Below are 17,306 nucleotides of genomic sequence, written 5' to 3' on the forward strand. Positions count from 1 at the left end.
CCAATCTGCCGAAAGTTCAGCACAGCCGCCCGGCGTCGTCGCTGAACGGCGGCGCACGGGCAAGGTCACACTCTTGAGTCGCATGCCCGTGAGCGGATGTCATGGGCCTTTCATCCATGCTGGACGGAGGTTTAATAAAAATGACTTATGACTGGGACTTGATCGAACGTCTGCTTCACGAAGTGCAGAACAGCGCCGGCACTTCGTTCGCCCCGCGCAAGTACGCTGAAGAACACGCGGCGGCCAAGGCGGCCGAAGGCGAGCCGGTGGGCGACCTGGATCATTTGAAGCAGCAGGCTGCCGACCTGGAAGCGCTGCTGGTCAAGCATCACTACATCGAGCCACGCACTACGGAAGAGGGCGGTACCGGTTCCAACTTCGCATTGACGCCTCGCGGCTCAAGCCTGCTGGCGATGATCGACAGCAGCATTCCCGGCAACGATCACCCGCGTCAGGTCCTGGATGAGCAGGCCGATGCCCTGGATCCGGCGACTTTCGACGAAGTGGCCTCCAAGGCTCAGGTCGCCTGAGCCACCGCGTCGCGGTCGGCGCTCAGGTACCCGACCGTGCGGCCTTGAGGCAGTTGAGGTCGGTGAAGTCCTTGCGCATGTCGGCGATTCGGCCGAGCAGGCGGGTGCGCTGATCCGGCGTGCTCAAGGCAAACACATCCACTACCAGCGCGATGGCGGCCTTTTCGGTCTTGTCATACGCCTGGCGATATTCGGCGGTCCAGAAGGTCTCGCGGTCCTGTAGAAGCGCGGCCATCCGCTGCGGAAAATCCGCCGCCTGACGCTGCTCGACGGTCTTGAGGAACAGCGCCTGCCAATGAACGCGATTCTCGACCCAGGCGCGGTTCTGTTCGCCAAGGGATGCCGACCAGGTTTGAATGCGTTGCTTTTGCGCAGCATTGAGCTTGCCCAGCCAAGGGCTCAGACGCTTGTCCATGCGGTCGGCACGTTCGGCAATCTGTCTTTCCAGCGGTTCGTTGACGTAGCGGTTCTCACGCTTGCGCTGATCCTTGGCGAAGGCGGCGCGCATTTCCTCGACTTGCCTGTCATCGAAGCGCGATAACAGCTCGACAGCCGACGGCGTGATCTGCCGGGAAATCTGGCCGATGGCGTCCTTGGCTTCGACGGTACGGGCTTGCAGGCCTGCATAGTTGACCTGATCGGCCTTGACCATCTCTTCCAGACGGTCGAGCCAGGTCAGGTAGCCCGGCAGCTGGGTGCTGCAGTGCCAGCTCAGGTGCTGCTTGAGCCGCTCGTCCAGCCAGCTCTTCTGCTCCGAATTCATGTCCAGGTAGTCGCTGAGCGTCCACGGAATGATCACATCCAGATTGCGGTAGGCCAGGCCCACCTGGCTACAGCCGGCAAGCACGCACACGGCCAACGACATTGTGATGAACGCTTTGAACAGCAACTGCATGACCACTCCTCGGCGCGTTGACGTACTGGCAACGTACTGTAGAGGAATGTTCAGCCTTGCAGTTCACTAAAAGAAAGAGCGCACGGCCTTGAGCGTGAAAGTCTGCTCGCAACGGGCGTTATGACCGCTGTAGACGTTGCAGTCGCCGCCGTTCAGGCTCGAATCGCTGTAGATCAGGTTCATGTCGATCCCAAGCCAGGGCCGCGTCAGGTTCAGCGACCAGTCGTTGAAGCCGCTGATCAGGGCGCCATTGCCGCCAGCTTGAGGTGTGTCGAACTGATGGTTGGCGTACTGCATCCGCACGCCAAGGCCCAGTTGCTCGATGCCGCCCAGGTCGACGAACACCGTGCTGTCACGACGGCCGACGTCATTGCTGAAGGCCGCACCCACACGGCTGCCCAGCACGCGCAGGCCGGCATAGAACTCGTGGCTGTCCACTTGATCGACGTCGGGATAGCTGTAGCGGATCATCCCCAGCTCGTAGCCGAGGGTGTTATCGAACGGCTTCTTGAAACCCATGTACGAATCGACTTCCAGCGTGCTGCCCTCGGCGACCCCCAGATTCGGGGACCATTGGCCGAAATAGAAACCGCTGTCGTGGGTCAGGTCCAGCCCGCCATGGAAAGAACCCGAGCCGCCGGTGGGCGTGACCAGGCCCTGCGCCATGCTCCGGCTTGGCGTGGTGCCCAGTTTGAGGGCGAAATCGCCCATTTCCCGCTCCATGATCTGCGCAGAAAGGGGTTGGCAAACGAACAGGGCGCTGAGTGTCAGCGCATGAAGGCGAATACTGAGCATGGCTCACTCCTTGGCGTGTCGAGGAGTGGTGGTCAGGAATGGCGTATCGAAAGCGGCATGGGAGCCCGACACAAGCCGCGAGCTAGAGCCTCGCAAGCATAACGGCGATTGCGCCGAAGCGCGTGCCGTTCGTCGATCCGGCCAGCGTCAATTGGCCGCAGTGGCCGCAGTTGGCGGAATGATCAGGCTGCGGATCACCACCAGGGCCTGTTCGAACGAGGGGTAGCCGCTCTTGGCGACGTCCAGACTGGCGTACTCGGCGCGGTAATGCTCGGCCTGGCTGGGGTCGGTGATGGTCAGTTGTTGCGACAGCAGGGCAATGGCCAACGGGTGTCGATGGCTGGCGGCATTGCGCAGCAAATCGATGATCTGCTGCTGGTCGCCCTGTTCGCGGATCATCAGCACTGCCTGGTAGAAATCGGCTTCCCCCGATATGTCGTCGGCGGCAGAGCGGCGCAGCATGGCGTGGGCCAGTTCGTATTTTTCACGATCGGCCTGACTGACCAGCAGCTTGGCCTGCAGCATGTCGTTCTGATACAGCAGATGCCCGGCCCGGCACTCGCTGCCGGCCGCTTCGGTGTCGCAGTGCTGCGAGGCACATCCACCCAGATACAGCAGTGCGCCGAAAAGCATCCAGTTCTTCATTCGTGCATTCCGCAAATGAGACAACATACCGGGCGTTTTCCTACCGGTCTGATCTTGGTATCTGGTGAGAGAGTAGCAGCGTGGCCGGAAGAATATCCAGCAGGGAGGCGGTCAATCTAGCGCCCTGGCGCAGGGCGCATAGAGATCGACAGAGGCGGCGGGTGTTACTTCTTGCCCAGGTTGATCTGTTTGGACGGTGTGAAGGTCTGGCCGCTCACGCCCTTGGCGATCTGCTGGATTTCACCGCCGGACTTCAGGAAAGCCGCAATCTGTGCGTTGATCGAGTCGCTCGTTTCAACGGCTGGAGCTGGCTTCGCTTTGGAGTGAGATGCTTTGATACGCATGGCTGCCATTTACCTTCATAGACGTAATACGGCCAGCCATCGTACAGCAAAGCCTTGCGCGCCGCTTGGTTAGATGGCATTCGCGAGCGTGAACCTCGCACGGCCCTGAAGGTTGCACGGGGCCCAATCCGGCCCTAAACACTTGTTTTGTCTGGAAAGTTCTGGGGTCGTCAGGTGCCGGGCGATGGTCGTCGGTGCCGTTCGGTAACTGACGAGCGGGAGGCAGCGCACCGTCGGCCAAGCTGCGCGAACGCCGGCGCAAAGTCGGGTAGAATGCCGACCACGCAAAGAGGGTATCTGGAAATGGCTTTAATCGGGCGCTACAACAGCTTGCAAATCGTCAAGCACACAAATTTCGGGCTATATCTGGATGGCGCCCAGGACGGCGAAATACTGCTGCCCAATCGTTACATTCCCAAGGATGTGCCTACCGAAGACGAAGACTGGCTCAATGTCTTCGTCTATCTGGACAGCGAAGACAAGCTGCTGGCGACGACCGAGAAACCCAAGGTCCAGGTCGGCGAGTTCGCCAGCCTCAAGGTGGTGGAAGTCAACAGCATCGGCGTGTTCCTCGACTGGGGCCTGCCCAAGGACCTGCTGCTGCCGTACTCGGAAGAGAAGCGTACGCTGCAGGCCGGCGATTATTGCGTGGTCCACGTCTACCTCGACAAGCACACTCGCCGCATTACCGCGACGGCGCGTCTGGATCGTTACCTGGACAAGACGCCCGCCACCTACACAGTGGGCCAGGAAGTCGACCTGCTGGTGGCCGAAGCGACCGACATGGGTTTCAAGGCGATCATCAACAACAAGCATTGGGGCCTGGTTCACAAGAACGAGGTCTTCAAGTTTCTGCGTCCGGGCAAACAGGAAAAGGGTTTCATCAAGGAGATCCGTGCCGACGGCAACATCGCCTTGAGCCTGCAACCGGTGGGCGTCGAAGCGGCCGGCAGCCTGAGCGCCAAGATCCTTGCCAAACTGCGCGACAACGGCGGTACCTTGCCAGTCAGTGACAAGAGCGACCCGCAAGTCATCAGCGGTCTGTTCGGCGTCAGCAAAGGCAACTTCAAGAAGGCGATCGGCGGTCTGTACAAGGATGGCCGGATCGTGATCCACGCGGACCGCATCGAACTGGTCTGACCGCTGTCATCTGAAGACCCGAGGCGGCCATGCGCGCCTCGGGCTTCAGAGCGACAGTTTTTCGATTTCCTGGCGCAGGCGTTCGAACGGTAAGGTGCCATTGAACACCTTGGCCTGTTCCAGCGGCTGTTCGGCCTGCCGCAACAGCAGTACCGGCACCGCCCGCAATCCCAGACGTTCGGCCAGTTGCTGATCGGCCGAGACCTGTTCGGCATACAGGCTGTCGCTCAACGCACGTTCCAGTTCAGTGGAATCCAGACCGGTAGTGCCGGCCAGCTGGATCAGCGTCGGCGTCTGGCCGATGTCCTGGCCCTCCTCGAAAAAAGCTCTGAACGCCTGCCGGTTGAACGCGTCGAAGCAGCCCGCCGAGCGCGCGAAAGCCGCCGCCTCCAGCACCTTGCGGCTGCGCGGCTGCACCGTCGGCATCTTCATGACCACATGGCGCTTGTCCGCCAGCGGCAGCACCGAGCGCGACCAGGCGGCGCGCAGGTAATCAGCGTTGGGGTCGAGCTGGGCGAATGGTTCGGGTCGCAGTTCGAAGGCGTGCCAGTTGAACTCGACACGCTGTCCGTAGGTTTCCTTGAGCTGATCGAATACCGACAATTGCAAGTAACAGAAAGGACAGACGTAGTCGCTCCACACGTCGATTTTGAAGGGTCCATCAGTGTTCATTTACAAGACTCCATAGCTGCTAACTACCACTGACTCATGGACATCTTCAAAAGTGCGACTGAATGGAGGAACGGTCTTGGCGCGATGGATTTGTGGCCACGAAGGAGCGCGCTTGCCCGCGATGACGTCGTTACCGACGATAGCAACGTTGTGTCAGTACCGGCCTGTTCGCCAGCAAGACGGATCGCCGCCCGCTGGCTCCTGCAAGGCAAAGCACAACCGGCTTACTTCTGCACAAACCCCGCAAACCCCAGGTTGCTGCCCTTGGGCCGCATGTCCTTGAGCCAGGAATCCTTGTCGGCGCTCAATTCCAGGCTGACGGTGGATTTACGCTTGCCGGCATTGCGCACTTCCAGGCCTTCGATGTGGTCGCGCAGGAACACGGTCGTGACCTTCAGGTGCAGCAACTGGTCGGTGGCCGGAGTGTGCAGCAGCAGGTGCATCCATTCGTATTGGCCCACTTGCAGACGAGGGACGGGCAGGTCAAACCACCAGATATTGCGTTTGGTATCCAGCACCGCGAAATGGGTGTTGTTGACGCCGAGCACGGCACCGCCCAGTTCCTGGTTTCTGCGTGCGATGGCCAGCTTTTTATCGAGTTTCATAGCGTTCCTGAGAATCGGAGTGTTCAGCGTGTCGGGCGCTGCCTGACGAGCGCGTCGCGCATTCTCTCATGCGGGCGCTGTCCGAGGGGACGAACGATAAGCCCCGGCGAAAAAAACATGAAACTCTTGGCGAAGCCGTCGGGTCCATCCCTATGTCAGGCTTACGACGAGCCGGTGCACGTGGTCATCAGACCCAGGAGAATTCTCATGAGTAGCACAACCGATAAGATCAAAGGCAAAGCCAACGAAGCGGTAGGCAACATCAAGCAGGGCGTTGGCGAAGCGACTGACAATTCCCGCCTCAAAGGCGAAGGCAAAGCCCAGGAAATCAAGGGTGAAGGCCAGCAAGCCAAAGGCGATGCGAAAGACGCGATCAAGAAAGGCGTCGACAAAGCCTGATGCAGGGCCTCGACCGGCATTGAGGCAAGGATGTTCAGCCGGCGGCCGCTCTACTGTGCAGGGGTCGCCGGGCTGTAAGCTTTAGAGACTGAAACCTTTTACGGCCCGTCCAGTCCATTTGCCACCGGTAAATGACTGTTGGTCATCGGCAGTGCGATGAACACGGTACGGCCGGTTCAATGAACCCGGGTTTTGCAGTTACGGAGCGAAAAGGAGCCGCCATGATTTTTCCCACATTGCGTCAATTGCCACTGGGCAAAGTGATGGTGAGGACCGTCAACGAATTTCTCGATGACGAGATGTCCACGTATGCCTCGGCACTGGCCTACCAGATGCTGTTTTCATTGTTCCCCTTCCTGCTGTTCCTGATCGCCCTGATCGGTTTTCTGCACCTCCCCGATTTCTTTTCCTGGCTGCGCCTGCAGTCGGAGCTGGTTCTGCCGCCCCAGGCGCTGGAACAGGTCAACCCGGTCATCGACCAGTTGCAACAATCCAAGGGCGGCTTGCTGTCCATCGGTATTTTCATCGCACTGTGGACCGCCTCGGCAGGTGTGCGTCTGATGATGAGCGCCATGAACGCCGCCTACGACGTGGTGGAAGGACGCCCGATCTGGAAGCGCCTGCCGCTCTCGGTGCTCTACACCGTGGGCATCGCCGGCATGCTGCTGGTCGCCGCCGCTCTGATGGTGCTAGGCCCGCAAGTCATGACCTGGATTGCCGCGCGAGTGGGGCTTGAAGAGTTCATCGTGACGCTGTGGACCATCCTGCGCTGGCCGGTGATCATTCTGCTGCTGATGGTGGCGGTGGCGCTGATGTATTACGTCATGCCGGACGTGAAGCAAGAGTTTCGCTTCATCACCCCAGGCTCGGTACTGGCGGTGGTGGTCTGGATCCTCGCATCGCTGGGCTTTGCCTACTACGTGAAGACGTTCGCCGATTACAACGCGATGTATGGCAGCATCGGGGCCATCATCGTGCTGCTGCTGTATTTCTATATTTCCGCCGCGGTGTTGCTGCTGGGCGCGGAAATGAATGCAGTCATCGAGCACATGTCTGCCGAGGGCAAGGAAAAAGGCGAGAAGGAAGCGGGCGACGGCGAAGAGCCGGCCAGCACCAAGCAGCATGTGTCCGGGCTGGGCCGCGACCATTCCAAACCACTCGCCCGGCCCGAGGACATGAAAGCTGACGAATCCTGATCGGGCTGTGCGAGGATAGGCTTCTCGTTCCACAGCATCGGCCTGAATCATGATCCGTAACATTCTGAAAATGGGCGATGAGCGACTGCTGCGCGTCGCCCCGCCCGTCGCGCCGGAATTGATCGGCAGCGACGAACTCAAAGCGCTGATCGCCGACATGTTCGAAACCATGCAAAGTGTCGGCGGTGTCGGGCTGGCGGCGCCGCAGATCGGCGTCGACCTGCAATTGGTGATCTTCGGCTTCGAACGTAGCCAGCGTTATCCGCAAGCTGAAGCGGTTCCGCGCACCATTTTGCTCAATCCGGTGATTACCCCTTTGCATCCAGCGCTGGAAGCCGGCTGGGAAGGCTGTCTGTCAGTGCCTGGACTGCGAGGTATGGTGGATCGTTTCCAGAGCATTCGCTATGAGGGCCTGGACCCGGACGGTGTGCCGATCAATCGCCTGGCGCACGGCTTTCATGCCAGGGTGGTACAGCATGAGTGCGACCACTTGATCGGGCGGCTATATCCGTCGCGCATTACCGACTTCAGCACGTTTGGTTTCATGGACGTGATGTTTCCGGACATGGACCCCAACGCCGACGAATGAACAGGTGCGTTGGTCAGTCTGCATACCGGCACAGGGCGACCAATGGCTTGCCGCGGCGGTAACGCATGAAGCGCTCGCCCAGGGCCACCGGCAGACGCTGCGCCTCGTTGAAGCCGATCGGCTGATAGAACCCCAGCAACTCCGGATGGCAGAACAACCAGACCGGGCCTTCCAGCGCGCCCAGCGCCGCTTCGATCAGTTGGCGGGCGACGCCCTGGCTGCGCCATGATGGCGCAACGAACAGCCCGGTCAGCCAGTGTCCGTCCTCAACGGCGGTCAGGCACAGCGCACCGATTTCTAACTGCTGTTGCCTGGCTACCCACGCCTGACCTTTGCTGGCGGCGCGCATGGGCGACTGATGTTCGCGGTAGAACTTGTTCAGCAGCGGTCTGCAGGCCTCGGGCAGGAGGCCAAACTGAATGTCGGACATGGTGACGTGCGGGCCTTTGATTCTCGTGACAGGCGGGCATGATACATGGGCGACAAACTTGTCAGGCCATGACAACTAATACGCCATCGATGCTGTCAGTAGATTCGGACACATTCGATCCCGCGCCTTCACGAGGTCATCATGAAATCAATAACAAGACTCCTGGCTTCAGCATTGTTGGCGCTGGGCATCCTCGGGCAACCGGCCATGGCCGCCGACAAGACAGCGCCGATCATTTTCGGCGACCTGACCTGGGAAAGCGGCAGCCTGATCACCGAAGTGCTGCGCACCATCGTCGAGAAAGGCTATGGCCACTCGACCGATACACTGCCGGGCAGTACCGTCAGCCTGGAGACCGCGCTGGCGAAGAACGACATCCAGGTCATCGGTGAAGAGTGGACCGGCCGCAGCCCGGTGTGGGTCAAGGCCGAAGCCGACGGCAAGGTGCTGGGGCTGGGCGATATCGTCAAAGGCGCGACCGAAGGCTGGTGGGTGCCCGAATACGTGATCAAGGGCGATGCGGCCAAGGGTATCAAACCGTTGGCCCCGGAACTGAAGTCAGTGGCCGATCTGGCCCGTTACAAGGACGTATTCAAAGACCCGGAATCCCCGGACAAAGGCCGTTTCCTCAATAGCCCCAGCGGCTGGACCTCGGAAATCGTCAACACCCAGAAGCTCAAGGCCTACGGGTTGAACGACAGCTTCGTCAATTTCCGCACCGGCTCTGGAGCGGCGCTGGATGCCGAGATCGACTCGGCAATCCGCCGTGGCAAAGCGGTGTTGTTCTATTACTGGTCGCCGACGCCGCTGCTGGGCCGTCACAAGCTGATTCGCCTGCAGGAACCGCCGTTCGACGCCGAGGCCTGGAAAACCCTGACCGACGCCAGCAATCCCAATCCACGCGGAACGTCTTCCCTGGCCGCGAACCTGTCAATCGGTGTGTCAGCGCCGTTCAATGAGAAATACCCGGAACTGGTGACCTTTTTCAAGAAAGTCGACCTGCCCATCGACCTGCTCAACCAGACCCTGGGCCGCATGAGCGAGAAACGCCTGGACCCCAAGGCGGTGGCCCAGGGTTTCCTCAAGGACCACCCCGAAGTCTGGAATGCCTGGGTGCCGGCCGATGTGGCAGCGAAGGTAACCGCCAGCCTGTGATGCGCATATGAACCTGCAACCTTTGGCGCTGCCGACGCCGCGGCTGGTGATCCGCCATTTTCAGACCGCTGACGTGCCGGCGCTGGCCGCCGTTCTCGGTGATGCGCAGGTCATGCGCTTTTCAGTGCGCGGTGTCATGGACGAGCGAGCGGTGGGCGAGTTCGTCCACAACTGCATGGCGTGTTATCACGCCGACGGCTTCGGTCCGATGGCGGTGGTCGAGCTTGAATCGGCGCAACTGATCGGCTTCTGCGGCCTGAATGCGGAAATGGTCGACGGTGCCCGGGAAGTCGAAATCGGTTACCGCCTCAGCCCTCGATTCTGGGGGCGCGGGCTGGCTACCGAAGCGGTCGAGGCGTCATTGCGCCACGGTTTCGAGACCCTGGGCCTGGGGTCGATCATTGCCATCGTCCAGCCGCAGAACGTCGCGTCGGTCAGGGTGCTGCACAAGGTGGGTTTTCACGATTACATCCACAGCCAATACCATCGCCTCGGGGTGCGGATCTATCGCCTGACCGGCTCGCAATGGGCGGCACGGCATTGCTGATAACGGCAGAAACCGGCCTCGATGCGACCCATACCGAGGCAAAGCCTGTGTTAACTGTTAAGTTCTCAAGGCACTCGTTCACTGCTCCGGAGGGGCCATGACTGACCGCAAGCCAAGCCGATCCGTCGTTCTGAAAACCGGTCTGGCGCTGCTCGCCTGCCTGTTGCAGGATATCTCCCGTCCGGCGCACGCCGATGAGGTCGACGACACGGCGCTGACCCTGGTGCGCGAACGCCAGCTTGGCGACAGCCTCGGCTGGCTGGGCTATCAGGTTGCGTCGCGCACCGTCACCTTTGCCTCGTTGGTGGAAACGCTGGGCAAGACCCAGGCCCAGGAACTGGTGCAACGTGAACTGCAGCGCCTGCAGCCCGAATTCCAGGGGCAATGGGATCGCAACCTTGCGGCGGCTTACGCCCACGCCTTCACGGCCCAGGAATTGCGTTCATTGAATGCCGGCGACGACTCGCCTGCGCTGGCCAACAAATTCAAGGCGCTGAACAGCGAAGTGGGCGCGGACATGAAAGCGCGCTCGGCCGACCTGCTGGGCCGCTTCGTTTCCCAGGCACTGGGCAATGCGCAACGCTCGCTGGACCACTGACACTCATTCATCTTTCACCCTGGAGGACGCACCATGGACCCATTCATGCAGGCTGCAATCGACGAAGCGCAACGGGGTCTGGACGAAGGCGGGATTCCCATCGGCTCGGTCATCGTCCACGACGGCCGGATCATCGGACGTGGGCACAACCGTCGGGTGCAGGAAGGCAGCGCGATCAAGCACGGCGAAATGGATGCACTGGAAAATGCCGGTCGCCAGCCCGCCAGCGTCTACCGCGACTCGGTGCTCTACACCACGCTTTCACCGTGTGCCATGTGCAGCGGTGCGATTTTGTTGTACGGCATTCGGCAGGTCATCGTTGGCGAGAACCAGACGTTCATGGGTGAAGAAGCGCTGCTGCGGTCCCGTGGCGTACAGGTCGATGTGCTCGGCGACGCCACGTGCGAGCACATGATGCGCAGTTTTATCGCCAGCAAACCCGAACTGTGGAACGAAGACATCGGTGAGTGAGCCTCAAGCGGCGGCCTGAATGCAGATGCGACGTGCTTGAGTCATTCATGTGCGTGATGAGTGCCGTCGGTGCCTTTCATTCGAGTGTTTCGCCGCCGCTACTTGATAAAAAACACCGGCGCGAGGTCACCAAGGGCCGCAGGGATCGCTAGAATGAGCCGCTGAGCTCATTCCACCGGCGAGTCAAAGACAGGTCTGCATGCGGCAATCCATCACCAACGACGTAGCCACCATCGGGCGAATCAGCGCGGTGCCGGCCATTTTGCAGGTCATTGTCGAGTCCACGCGGATGGGTTTCGCCGCGGTAGCGCGGGTCACCGACACCACATGGACCGCCTGCGCCGTGCTCGACACGCTGGAGTTCGGCCTCAAGCCCGGTGGCGACCTGGAACTGACCAGCACCATCTGCCACGAAATCCGCTCGTCCCAGCAGGCGGTGGTCATCGACCATGTCGCCCTCGACCCGCGCTTCTGCGACCACCACACCCCGAAGCGTTACCGGTTCCAGAGCTATATTTCAGTGCCGGTGGTGCTCTCCGACGGCACGTTCTTCGGCACCATCTGCGCCCTGGACCCAAAGCCGGCGCGACTGATCGGCACCAGCGTCGAAGCGATGATGATGTCGTTCGCGCGGCTCCTGGCATTGCAGATCGAAGCCGAGCAGACCATGTTGCAGGTCCAGGCCGACCTGCTTGCCGAGCGCGAGATCGCCGATTGGCGCGAGCAATTCATCGCGGTGCTCGGGCATGACCTGCGCAACCCGCTGTTCGCCATCAATGCCAGCGCCGAGCTGCTGCTGCGCAGGTCGCTGGACGACAAGTCCAGGGGCATCGTCCAGCACATCCTCACCTCGGGGACGCGGGCGACCCAACTGGTGGACGATGTGCTGGATTTTGCCCGTGGTCGCCTCGGAAGCGGCATTCCCTTGAGCCTGCACGATTGCGACGGTCTGGAAGCGACTCTCGAACATGTGATCTCCGAAGTGCAGCGCGTGCATCCGCACCGGCGTATCGAGTCGAGTATCGACACCTTGATGCGCATCCGCTGCGATCACGAACGCATCGCGCAGCTGCTGTCCAACCTGGTGTCCAATGCCATCACCCACGGCGACACCGAAGGTTCGGTGCAGGTCTGGGCAGGCGTGGGCGGCGACCGGTTCCTGATCAGCGTCACCAATCAGGGCGCGGCAATTCCTCCGGACGTTCTGGCCCGCCTGTTCATGCCGTACTCACGGCCGGTTACCGATGAGCCGCAGTCTGGACTGGGGCTGGGCCTGTACATTGCCAGCCAGATCGCAATCGCTCACAAAGGGCGCATCGACGTGATCTCGACCCGTGAACAGGGCACCACGTTCATCTTCAGCATGCCGTTCACCTCCACTACCGCCTAGACGCCGGCCGGCTGGCGACGCCTTCTCACCAGTCCCGACCCTGTCGCGCGTTCACTGGCCCGCGTAGGGAAGCGGGGTGGCGCTGGGTAGCGTAATGACCTGCTGACCATCCTTGTTACAAGATCATCGGCCACTTGACTTGCTCATCTCCGGCGCTGGGTCGAACCTGAGGACGCAATTGCCATCAAAGGCGTGAGTCTTCACCGTTCCCCTGGAAGGTATGTGATGAACAGTCTGGTACACACAGTCGCACTAGCGTTATGCGTCGCGGTTGGCGGCATCACCGCCGCGCAGGCGCAGGAGTTGCCGAACGGCAGGTCCGGCAGCGGCGCGAACAACAATCCGTACAACAGCCCGATCCACCGCGCCAACCCCAACAGCCGGCAGGGCACGCAGCCCGCCACGCCGCCGGGCCGCACCCCGGTTGCCCCGCCGACCGTGCGTCCACCCACTCTGGAAAATGGCGGCATCGGCAATGGCTACCCGACTCGTCAGACACCACGCCCCACGGCTAACGAAATTACCCCGGCACCCCGTACGAACTAGCCGGCCCCCAGCGCCGCGTCAAACGATCAGGCCCGCTGCGTCGGGCCATCATCCATCTGCATAAGGAATCGCTCATGTTTAGAAAGACCCTGATCGCGACACTCTGTGCCACTGCTGCCTTCAGCCTGTCATTCACGGCAGGTGCCGCCACCGAGCGCTACAAGTCCGAACTGGGTTCGGTCAGTGTCACCCCGGTGGCCGAAGGGCTCGATCACCCTTGGGCGCTGGCCTTTCTGCCGGATAAAAAGGGGATTCTGGTGACCGAGCGCTCGGGTGATCTGCGCCTGGTCTCGGCGGACGGCAAGCTGTCGGGGCCGATCTCCGGCGTGCCGCAGGTGTGGGCGAAGGGGCAGGGCGGTTTGCTGGACATTGTGCTGTCGCCTGATTTCGCCAAGGACCGCATGATTTACCTGACCTACTCCGAAGGCAGCGGCAAGACCGCCGCCGAAGGTGAGACCGCAGGCACTGCAGCCGGTCGCGGCAGGCTGTCGGCCGACATGACCCGCCTGGAAGATTTCACCGTGATCTTCCGCCAGCAGCCCAAGCTCTCGGTGGGTAACCACTTCGGTTCGCGGATGGTCTTCGACCGCGACGGATATCTGTTCATCGCGCTGGGTGAAAACAACAATCGCCCGACCGCGCAGGATCTGGACAAACTCCAGGGCAAAATCGTGCGGATCTTTCCGGACGGCGGCGTTCCGAAAGACAATCCCTTCGTCGGCCGGGACAACGTGCGGCCGGAGATCTGGTCCTACGGGCATCGCAACCAGCAAGGGGCCGCGCTCAACCCTTGGTCGGGTACGCTGTGGACCAACGAGCATGGCGCCAAGGGTGGCGATGAAGTCAATATCATCGAACGCGCCCAGAACTATGGCTGGCCGATTGCAACGCATGGCATCAACTATTCCGGGCAACCTATTCCCGAAGCCAAGGGCAAGTTTGTCGACGGCACCAAACCGCCTTTCCATGTATGGGAAAAGTCACCGGGCATCAGCGGCATGACGTTTTATGACGATGGGCGTTTCAAGGCATGGGATCACAACTTGTTCATTGGCGCGCTGGCCACCGAAGAGCTGATTCGCTTGCAGTTCGAAGGGGACAGGATCATTCATGAAGAACGCCTGTTGGGGGACATGAAACAGCGGATTCGCGATGTACGACAGGGACCGGATGGTTATTTGTATCTTCTGACCGATACCGAAAACGGCCAACTCCTGAAAGTTGGCCTGGATCAGTAACCGCGACGCCTGCCGAGCGGCCGCTCGGCAGGCCCGGGATCAACGATCTTCGGCGTCGCGCAGCACTTCGCCGGTCTTGGCGTCGACTTCGAAATCCCACTCGACGTTCTTGCTGTCTTTCAATTCGATCTGATAGACATAACGGCCGGCGTGTTTTTCAAGTTCGGTATCGGTGATCTGGAAACCCGGGTGTTTGGCCAGTGCCTGTTTGTTGAACTGTTCGAAGTCGCCGACGGTGCCGGCTTTCTGCAAGCGCACCACTTCGTCGGGGCCGATATCGGCGTGGGCAACACCGGCGGCGGCAGTCAGGGCAATGGCAGCGAAGAAAGTAGAAGCAAGTTTCATGGTGTATTCCTTCTCACGGGTTTGTTGTAAATGGATAACCCGGTGGGCGATTCGTTCCACCGTTTTGTTGAAGCCAGATTAATACTGCTTACTTAATTCAGGCTTAATGTTCGAAAGGTCTTTGAGTTGTGGTAATCGGACACTTGCTGGCGAAAGCGGCCTCGTTGAAGTCGCTGCCGGCAAATTTGCCCGACACCTCGCTGTTCAGGAACGAGCCTGCAAAGGTTGTAAAAAACCTTCGGTGGACGTAAAAGGTGGCCCCGCTTGCCCGGCCCCGTTCCTCTCTGGAGTGCAATTCAATGACCAAGCCACACCGACCTGCTGCGCGCCTGTCCTGGTGCCTGTTGCCGCTGGGCATGGTGGCCGTTGCGCCGTTGCTGGCCGCCGAGCCGGTGAACCTGGAGGCGGTGAACGTTTCGGGCGTGGCCGGGCAGGACCCGACGCCGGATTACCAGGCGACACGCGCTTGGGTCGGCGGCTTCAACGAGGCGGCGCTGCTCGACACGCCGGCCTCGGTATCAGTGTTCACCGAAGCATTGTTAAAGGACCGTCAGGCCAGACTGCTCAGCGAAGTGTTGCGCAACGACGCCTCGGTGGGCGATGCCTACGCACCGGTGGGTTATTACGAGAACTTCGTGGTCCGCGGTTTTTCCTTGAACGCGGCCAACAGCTACCGCATCAATGGCCGCACCATTACCGGCGAGCAGAACGTGGCGCTGGAAAACAAGCAACAGGTCGAATTGCTCAAAGGGCTTTCCGGCCTGCAGAGCGGAGCGTCGGCACCGGGCGGGCTGATCAACTACCAGACCAAGCGGGCGGCGGAGGTCAGGTCGGTGACTGTTTCCACCAACGAACACGGCGAGCGCTATCTGGCGACCGACGTCGGCGGCTGGTTCGGCAGCGAGCGGCAATTCGGGTTGCGGGTCAACCTGGCACATGAAGACATTCGCTCCTACGTCGAGCACGCCGACGGCCAGCGGGATTTCGCTTCCCTGGCCTTCGACTGGAACATCAGCGACCGCGCGCTATTGCAGCTGGATGTCGAATATCAGACCAAGGAACAGCGCTCGGTGCCGGGCTACCAGTTGCTGGGCGGCACGACGCTGCCCCATGACGCTTCACCGCGCAAGTTGCTGGGCCACCAGAGCTGGTCCAACCCGGTAGGAATCGACTCGCTGAACATGAACGGGCGTTTCGAATATCGCTTCACTGATGTATGGAAAGGCAGCCTCAGCGCCTCGCGCAGCCGAGTGGTGATCGACGATTACAGCGCGTTTGCCTGGGGCTGCTACGGATCGGCCAGTTGCGCCAGCGAAGCGGTGCCCAACCACTTCAGTCCTGAAGGCGGCTACGACATCTACGATTTCCGCAGCCCCGACGACACTCGCCGCAACGACGAAGTCGAAGCGGCCATGACCGGCCAGTTCAGCACCGGCTCGCTGGAACATGAACTGACCTTCGGCACCAACGCGTTCCGCCGCACCGTGGATACGCGCGGCACGTTCAACGAGTTCGTCGGCTCGGGCAATATCAACGAGACACCCGAGGCGGTCGCGCCGTCCGACCTGCCTTTGCCGCACACCGAACGGCGTCTCGACAGCCGCCAGTACGGGCTGTTTTTCACCGACCGCATCAGCTTCAACGAGCATTGGCAGACCGTCCTGGGCGGGCGTCAGGTACGGCTCGATGAACAGGCCTATGCCGAAGACGGCAGTGACGCGCGGCATACCCAGCGTTCGCTGTTCCTGCCCCAGGCGGCCTTGATCTACAAACCGCTGGACAACCTGTCGCTGTACACCAGCTACAGCAAAGGGCTGTCACTGGGCGGAACGGCGGCGTGGTTCACCAGCAACGCCAGTGAAATTCTGGCCCCGACCGTGTCGCGCCAGCTGGAAGTGGGCGCCAAGTACGATTGGCGGCGGATGAGCTTTACTGCTGCGCTGTTCCAGGCGCGCCAGGCGTATCAGTATTCCCAGCCTCAGGACGACGGTACCTTCACTTACGTGCAGCAGGGCCAGCAGAAAAACACCGGGCTGGAGCTGGGCGCCAATGGCTGGATTACCGACCGGCTGCAAGTGTCCGCCAGCGTGGCGGCGATCCGGTCCCGGGTCGAAGACAGCGGCACGGCGGCGTATGACGATCATCAGGCGCTGAACGTGCCGCGTTATCGCGGGAGTGTTCAGGCCGACTACAGCCTGCCGATTCAAGGTCTGGCATTGCTCGGCGGCGTGCAGTACAGCGCCAGCAAATACGCCGACCGGGCCGGTGAGGTGGAGGTCAACGACTACGCGCTGTTCAACATCGGCAGCCGCTACACCACCCGCATCGGCGATTACGACACCGTCCTGCGACTGACCGTCGACAACCTGTTCGACAAACGCTACTGGCGTGATGCCGGTGAATACCTGGGCGACGACTATCTGTTCCCGGGTGCGCCGCGTACCGCAAGGCTTTCAGCCTCGGTCAGCTTTTAACGCTGCAGGAGCGACCTTGGTCGCGAAGGCGTCATTCCTGGCGATACCTCCGCTGCGGCATTACCGGCCCCTTCGCGAGCAAGCTCGCTCCTACAGATGCCGCGGACCGTCAGCTTTTAACGCTGCAGGAGCGACCTTGGGCGCGGACGCGTCATTCCTGGCGATACCGGCGCTGCGGCGGCACCGGCCCCTTCGCGAGCAAGCTCGCTCCTACAGATGCCGCGGACCGTCAGCTTTTAACGCTGCAGGAGCGACCTTGGGCGCGGACGCGTCATTCCTGGCGATACCGGCGCTGCGGCGGT

21 protein-coding genes are annotated in these 17,306 nt (G+C 61.1%); 13 read left to right on the forward strand and 8 right to left on the reverse strand.

All coding sequences use genetic code 11. The annotated features are described in order from the left end of the window. Nucleotides 1-140: 140 nt before the first annotated feature. Complete coding sequence (locus tag EGJ27_RS14000; protein ID WP_125831344.1) at nucleotides 141-530, forward strand: transcriptional regulator; 390 nt, start codon at nucleotides 141-143, stop codon at nucleotides 528-530. Between the two features lie 22 nt (nucleotides 531-552). Here EGJ27_RS14000 and EGJ27_RS14005 read toward each other — a convergent pair whose 3' ends face one another. From EGJ27_RS14005 to EGJ27_RS14025, 4 genes are all read right to left on the reverse strand, one after another. Then, complete coding sequence (locus EGJ27_RS14005; RefSeq protein ID WP_125831345.1) at nucleotides 553-1,425, reverse strand: DUF6279 family lipoprotein; 873 nt, start codon at nucleotides 1,423-1,425, stop codon at nucleotides 553-555. Nucleotides 1,426-1,491: 66 nt separating this feature from the next. Next, complete coding sequence (locus EGJ27_RS14010) at nucleotides 1,492-2,220, reverse strand: TorF family putative porin (RefSeq protein WP_125831346.1); 729 nt, start codon at nucleotides 2,218-2,220, stop codon at nucleotides 1,492-1,494. Nucleotides 2,221-2,367: 147 nt separating this feature from the next. Further along, entirely contained in the window at nucleotides 2,368-2,865 is a 498-nt protein-coding gene (locus EGJ27_RS14020; protein WP_177523024.1) for a hypothetical protein, read from the reverse strand. 164 nt (nucleotides 2,866-3,029) lie between these two features. Next, a complete protein-coding gene (locus EGJ27_RS14025; RefSeq protein ID WP_025994762.1) occupies nucleotides 3,030-3,218 on the reverse strand; it encodes a hypothetical protein in 189 nt (62 codons plus the stop codon). A gap of 294 nt (nucleotides 3,219-3,512) precedes the next feature. Here EGJ27_RS14025 and EGJ27_RS14030 point away from each other — a divergent pair, with 294 nt between their 5' ends. Then, complete coding sequence (locus tag EGJ27_RS14030; protein ID WP_125831349.1) at nucleotides 3,513-4,349, forward strand: S1 RNA-binding domain-containing protein; 837 nt, start codon at nucleotides 3,513-3,515, stop codon at nucleotides 4,347-4,349. 45 nt (nucleotides 4,350-4,394) lie between these two features. On the opposite strand, the gene EGJ27_RS14035 is transcribed toward EGJ27_RS14030, so the two are convergent. Next, entirely contained in the window at nucleotides 4,395-5,021 is a 627-nt protein-coding gene (locus EGJ27_RS14035; protein WP_125831350.1) for a DsbA family protein, read from the reverse strand. Between the two features lie 224 nt (nucleotides 5,022-5,245). Further along, nucleotides 5,246-5,626 (reverse strand): hypothetical protein, encoded by a 381-nt coding sequence (locus tag EGJ27_RS14040; RefSeq protein ID WP_125831351.1) that lies wholly within the window; start codon nucleotides 5,624-5,626, stop codon nucleotides 5,246-5,248. Nucleotides 5,627-5,833: 207 nt separating this feature from the next. On the opposite strand from EGJ27_RS14040, the gene EGJ27_RS14045 reads away from it, so the two are divergent. The 3 genes from EGJ27_RS14045 (at nucleotide 5,834) to def (ending at nucleotide 7,810) form a co-directional block, all read left to right on the forward strand. Further along, on the forward strand, nucleotides 5,834-6,025 hold the full coding sequence (locus EGJ27_RS14045; RefSeq protein ID WP_125831352.1) for a CsbD family protein: 192 nt from the start codon (nucleotides 5,834-5,836) through the stop codon (nucleotides 6,023-6,025). A gap of 221 nt (nucleotides 6,026-6,246) precedes the next feature. Further along, on the forward strand, nucleotides 6,247-7,221 hold the full coding sequence (locus EGJ27_RS14050; RefSeq protein WP_125831353.1) for a YihY/virulence factor BrkB family protein: 975 nt from the start codon (nucleotides 6,247-6,249) through the stop codon (nucleotides 7,219-7,221). A 49-nt stretch (nucleotides 7,222-7,270) separates the two neighbouring features. Continuing rightward, nucleotides 7,271-7,810 (forward strand): peptide deformylase, encoded by a 540-nt coding sequence (gene def / locus EGJ27_RS14055; RefSeq protein ID WP_125831354.1) that lies wholly within the window; start codon nucleotides 7,271-7,273, stop codon nucleotides 7,808-7,810. Between the two features lie 13 nt (nucleotides 7,811-7,823). On the opposite strand, the gene EGJ27_RS14060 is transcribed toward def, so the two are convergent. Continuing rightward, a complete protein-coding gene (locus EGJ27_RS14060; RefSeq protein WP_125831355.1) occupies nucleotides 7,824-8,240 on the reverse strand; it encodes a GNAT family N-acetyltransferase in 417 nt (138 codons plus the stop codon). A 141-nt stretch (nucleotides 8,241-8,381) separates the two neighbouring features. On the opposite strand from EGJ27_RS14060, the gene EGJ27_RS14065 reads away from it, so the two are divergent. The 7 genes from EGJ27_RS14065 to EGJ27_RS14095 all read left to right on the forward strand — a co-directional run bounded on the left by EGJ27_RS14065 (nucleotide 8,382) and on the right by EGJ27_RS14095 (nucleotide 14,185). Further along, the gene (locus EGJ27_RS14065) at nucleotides 8,382-9,395 is read left to right on the forward strand and encodes an ABC transporter substrate-binding protein (RefSeq protein WP_125831356.1); all 1,014 of its coding nucleotides are present in this window, start codon (nucleotides 8,382-8,384) and stop codon (nucleotides 9,393-9,395) included. 7 nt (nucleotides 9,396-9,402) lie between these two features. Beyond that, nucleotides 9,403-9,942, forward strand: a complete 540-nt coding sequence (locus EGJ27_RS14070) for a GNAT family N-acetyltransferase (RefSeq protein ID WP_125831357.1) — start codon at nucleotides 9,403-9,405, stop codon at nucleotides 9,940-9,942. Between the two features lie 97 nt (nucleotides 9,943-10,039). Further along, nucleotides 10,040-10,540 carry a hypothetical protein gene (locus EGJ27_RS14075; protein ID WP_125831358.1) on the forward strand — a complete coding sequence of 167 codons (501 nt, stop codon included), beginning with the start codon at nucleotides 10,040-10,042 and terminating at the stop codon, nucleotides 10,538-10,540. 33 nt (nucleotides 10,541-10,573) lie between these two features. Further along, the gene (locus EGJ27_RS14080; protein WP_125831359.1) at nucleotides 10,574-11,011 is read left to right on the forward strand and encodes a nucleoside deaminase; all 438 of its coding nucleotides are present in this window, start codon (nucleotides 10,574-10,576) and stop codon (nucleotides 11,009-11,011) included. 199 nt (nucleotides 11,012-11,210) lie between these two features. Next, nucleotides 11,211-12,401 carry a GAF domain-containing sensor histidine kinase gene (locus tag EGJ27_RS14085; protein WP_125831360.1) on the forward strand — a complete coding sequence of 397 codons (1,191 nt, stop codon included), beginning with the start codon at nucleotides 11,211-11,213 and terminating at the stop codon, nucleotides 12,399-12,401. A gap of 225 nt (nucleotides 12,402-12,626) precedes the next feature. After that, nucleotides 12,627-12,947 carry a hypothetical protein gene (locus EGJ27_RS14090; RefSeq protein WP_125831361.1) on the forward strand — a complete coding sequence of 107 codons (321 nt, stop codon included), beginning with the start codon at nucleotides 12,627-12,629 and terminating at the stop codon, nucleotides 12,945-12,947. Between the two features lie 74 nt (nucleotides 12,948-13,021). Continuing rightward, nucleotides 13,022-14,185, forward strand: coding sequence for a PQQ-dependent sugar dehydrogenase (locus EGJ27_RS14095; RefSeq protein ID WP_125831362.1), 1,164 nt, complete (start codon nucleotides 13,022-13,024; stop codon nucleotides 14,183-14,185). A 39-nt stretch (nucleotides 14,186-14,224) separates the two neighbouring features. Here the strand turns inward: EGJ27_RS14095 and EGJ27_RS14100 are convergent, their stop codons facing one another. Then, entirely contained in the window at nucleotides 14,225-14,530 is a 306-nt protein-coding gene (locus EGJ27_RS14100) for a PepSY domain-containing protein (protein ID WP_125831363.1), read from the reverse strand. 299 nt (nucleotides 14,531-14,829) lie between these two features. Here EGJ27_RS14100 and EGJ27_RS14105 point away from each other — a divergent pair, with 299 nt between their 5' ends. Further along, nucleotides 14,830-17,004, forward strand: coding sequence for a TonB-dependent siderophore receptor (locus EGJ27_RS14105; RefSeq protein WP_125831364.1), 2,175 nt, complete (start codon nucleotides 14,830-14,832; stop codon nucleotides 17,002-17,004). Nucleotides 17,005-17,306 lie beyond the last annotated feature (302 nt).

The sequence above is a fragment of the Pseudomonas sp. v388 genome, from assembly GCF_003935425.1.
Lineage (GTDB): Bacteria > Pseudomonadota > Gammaproteobacteria > Pseudomonadales > Pseudomonadaceae > Aquipseudomonas.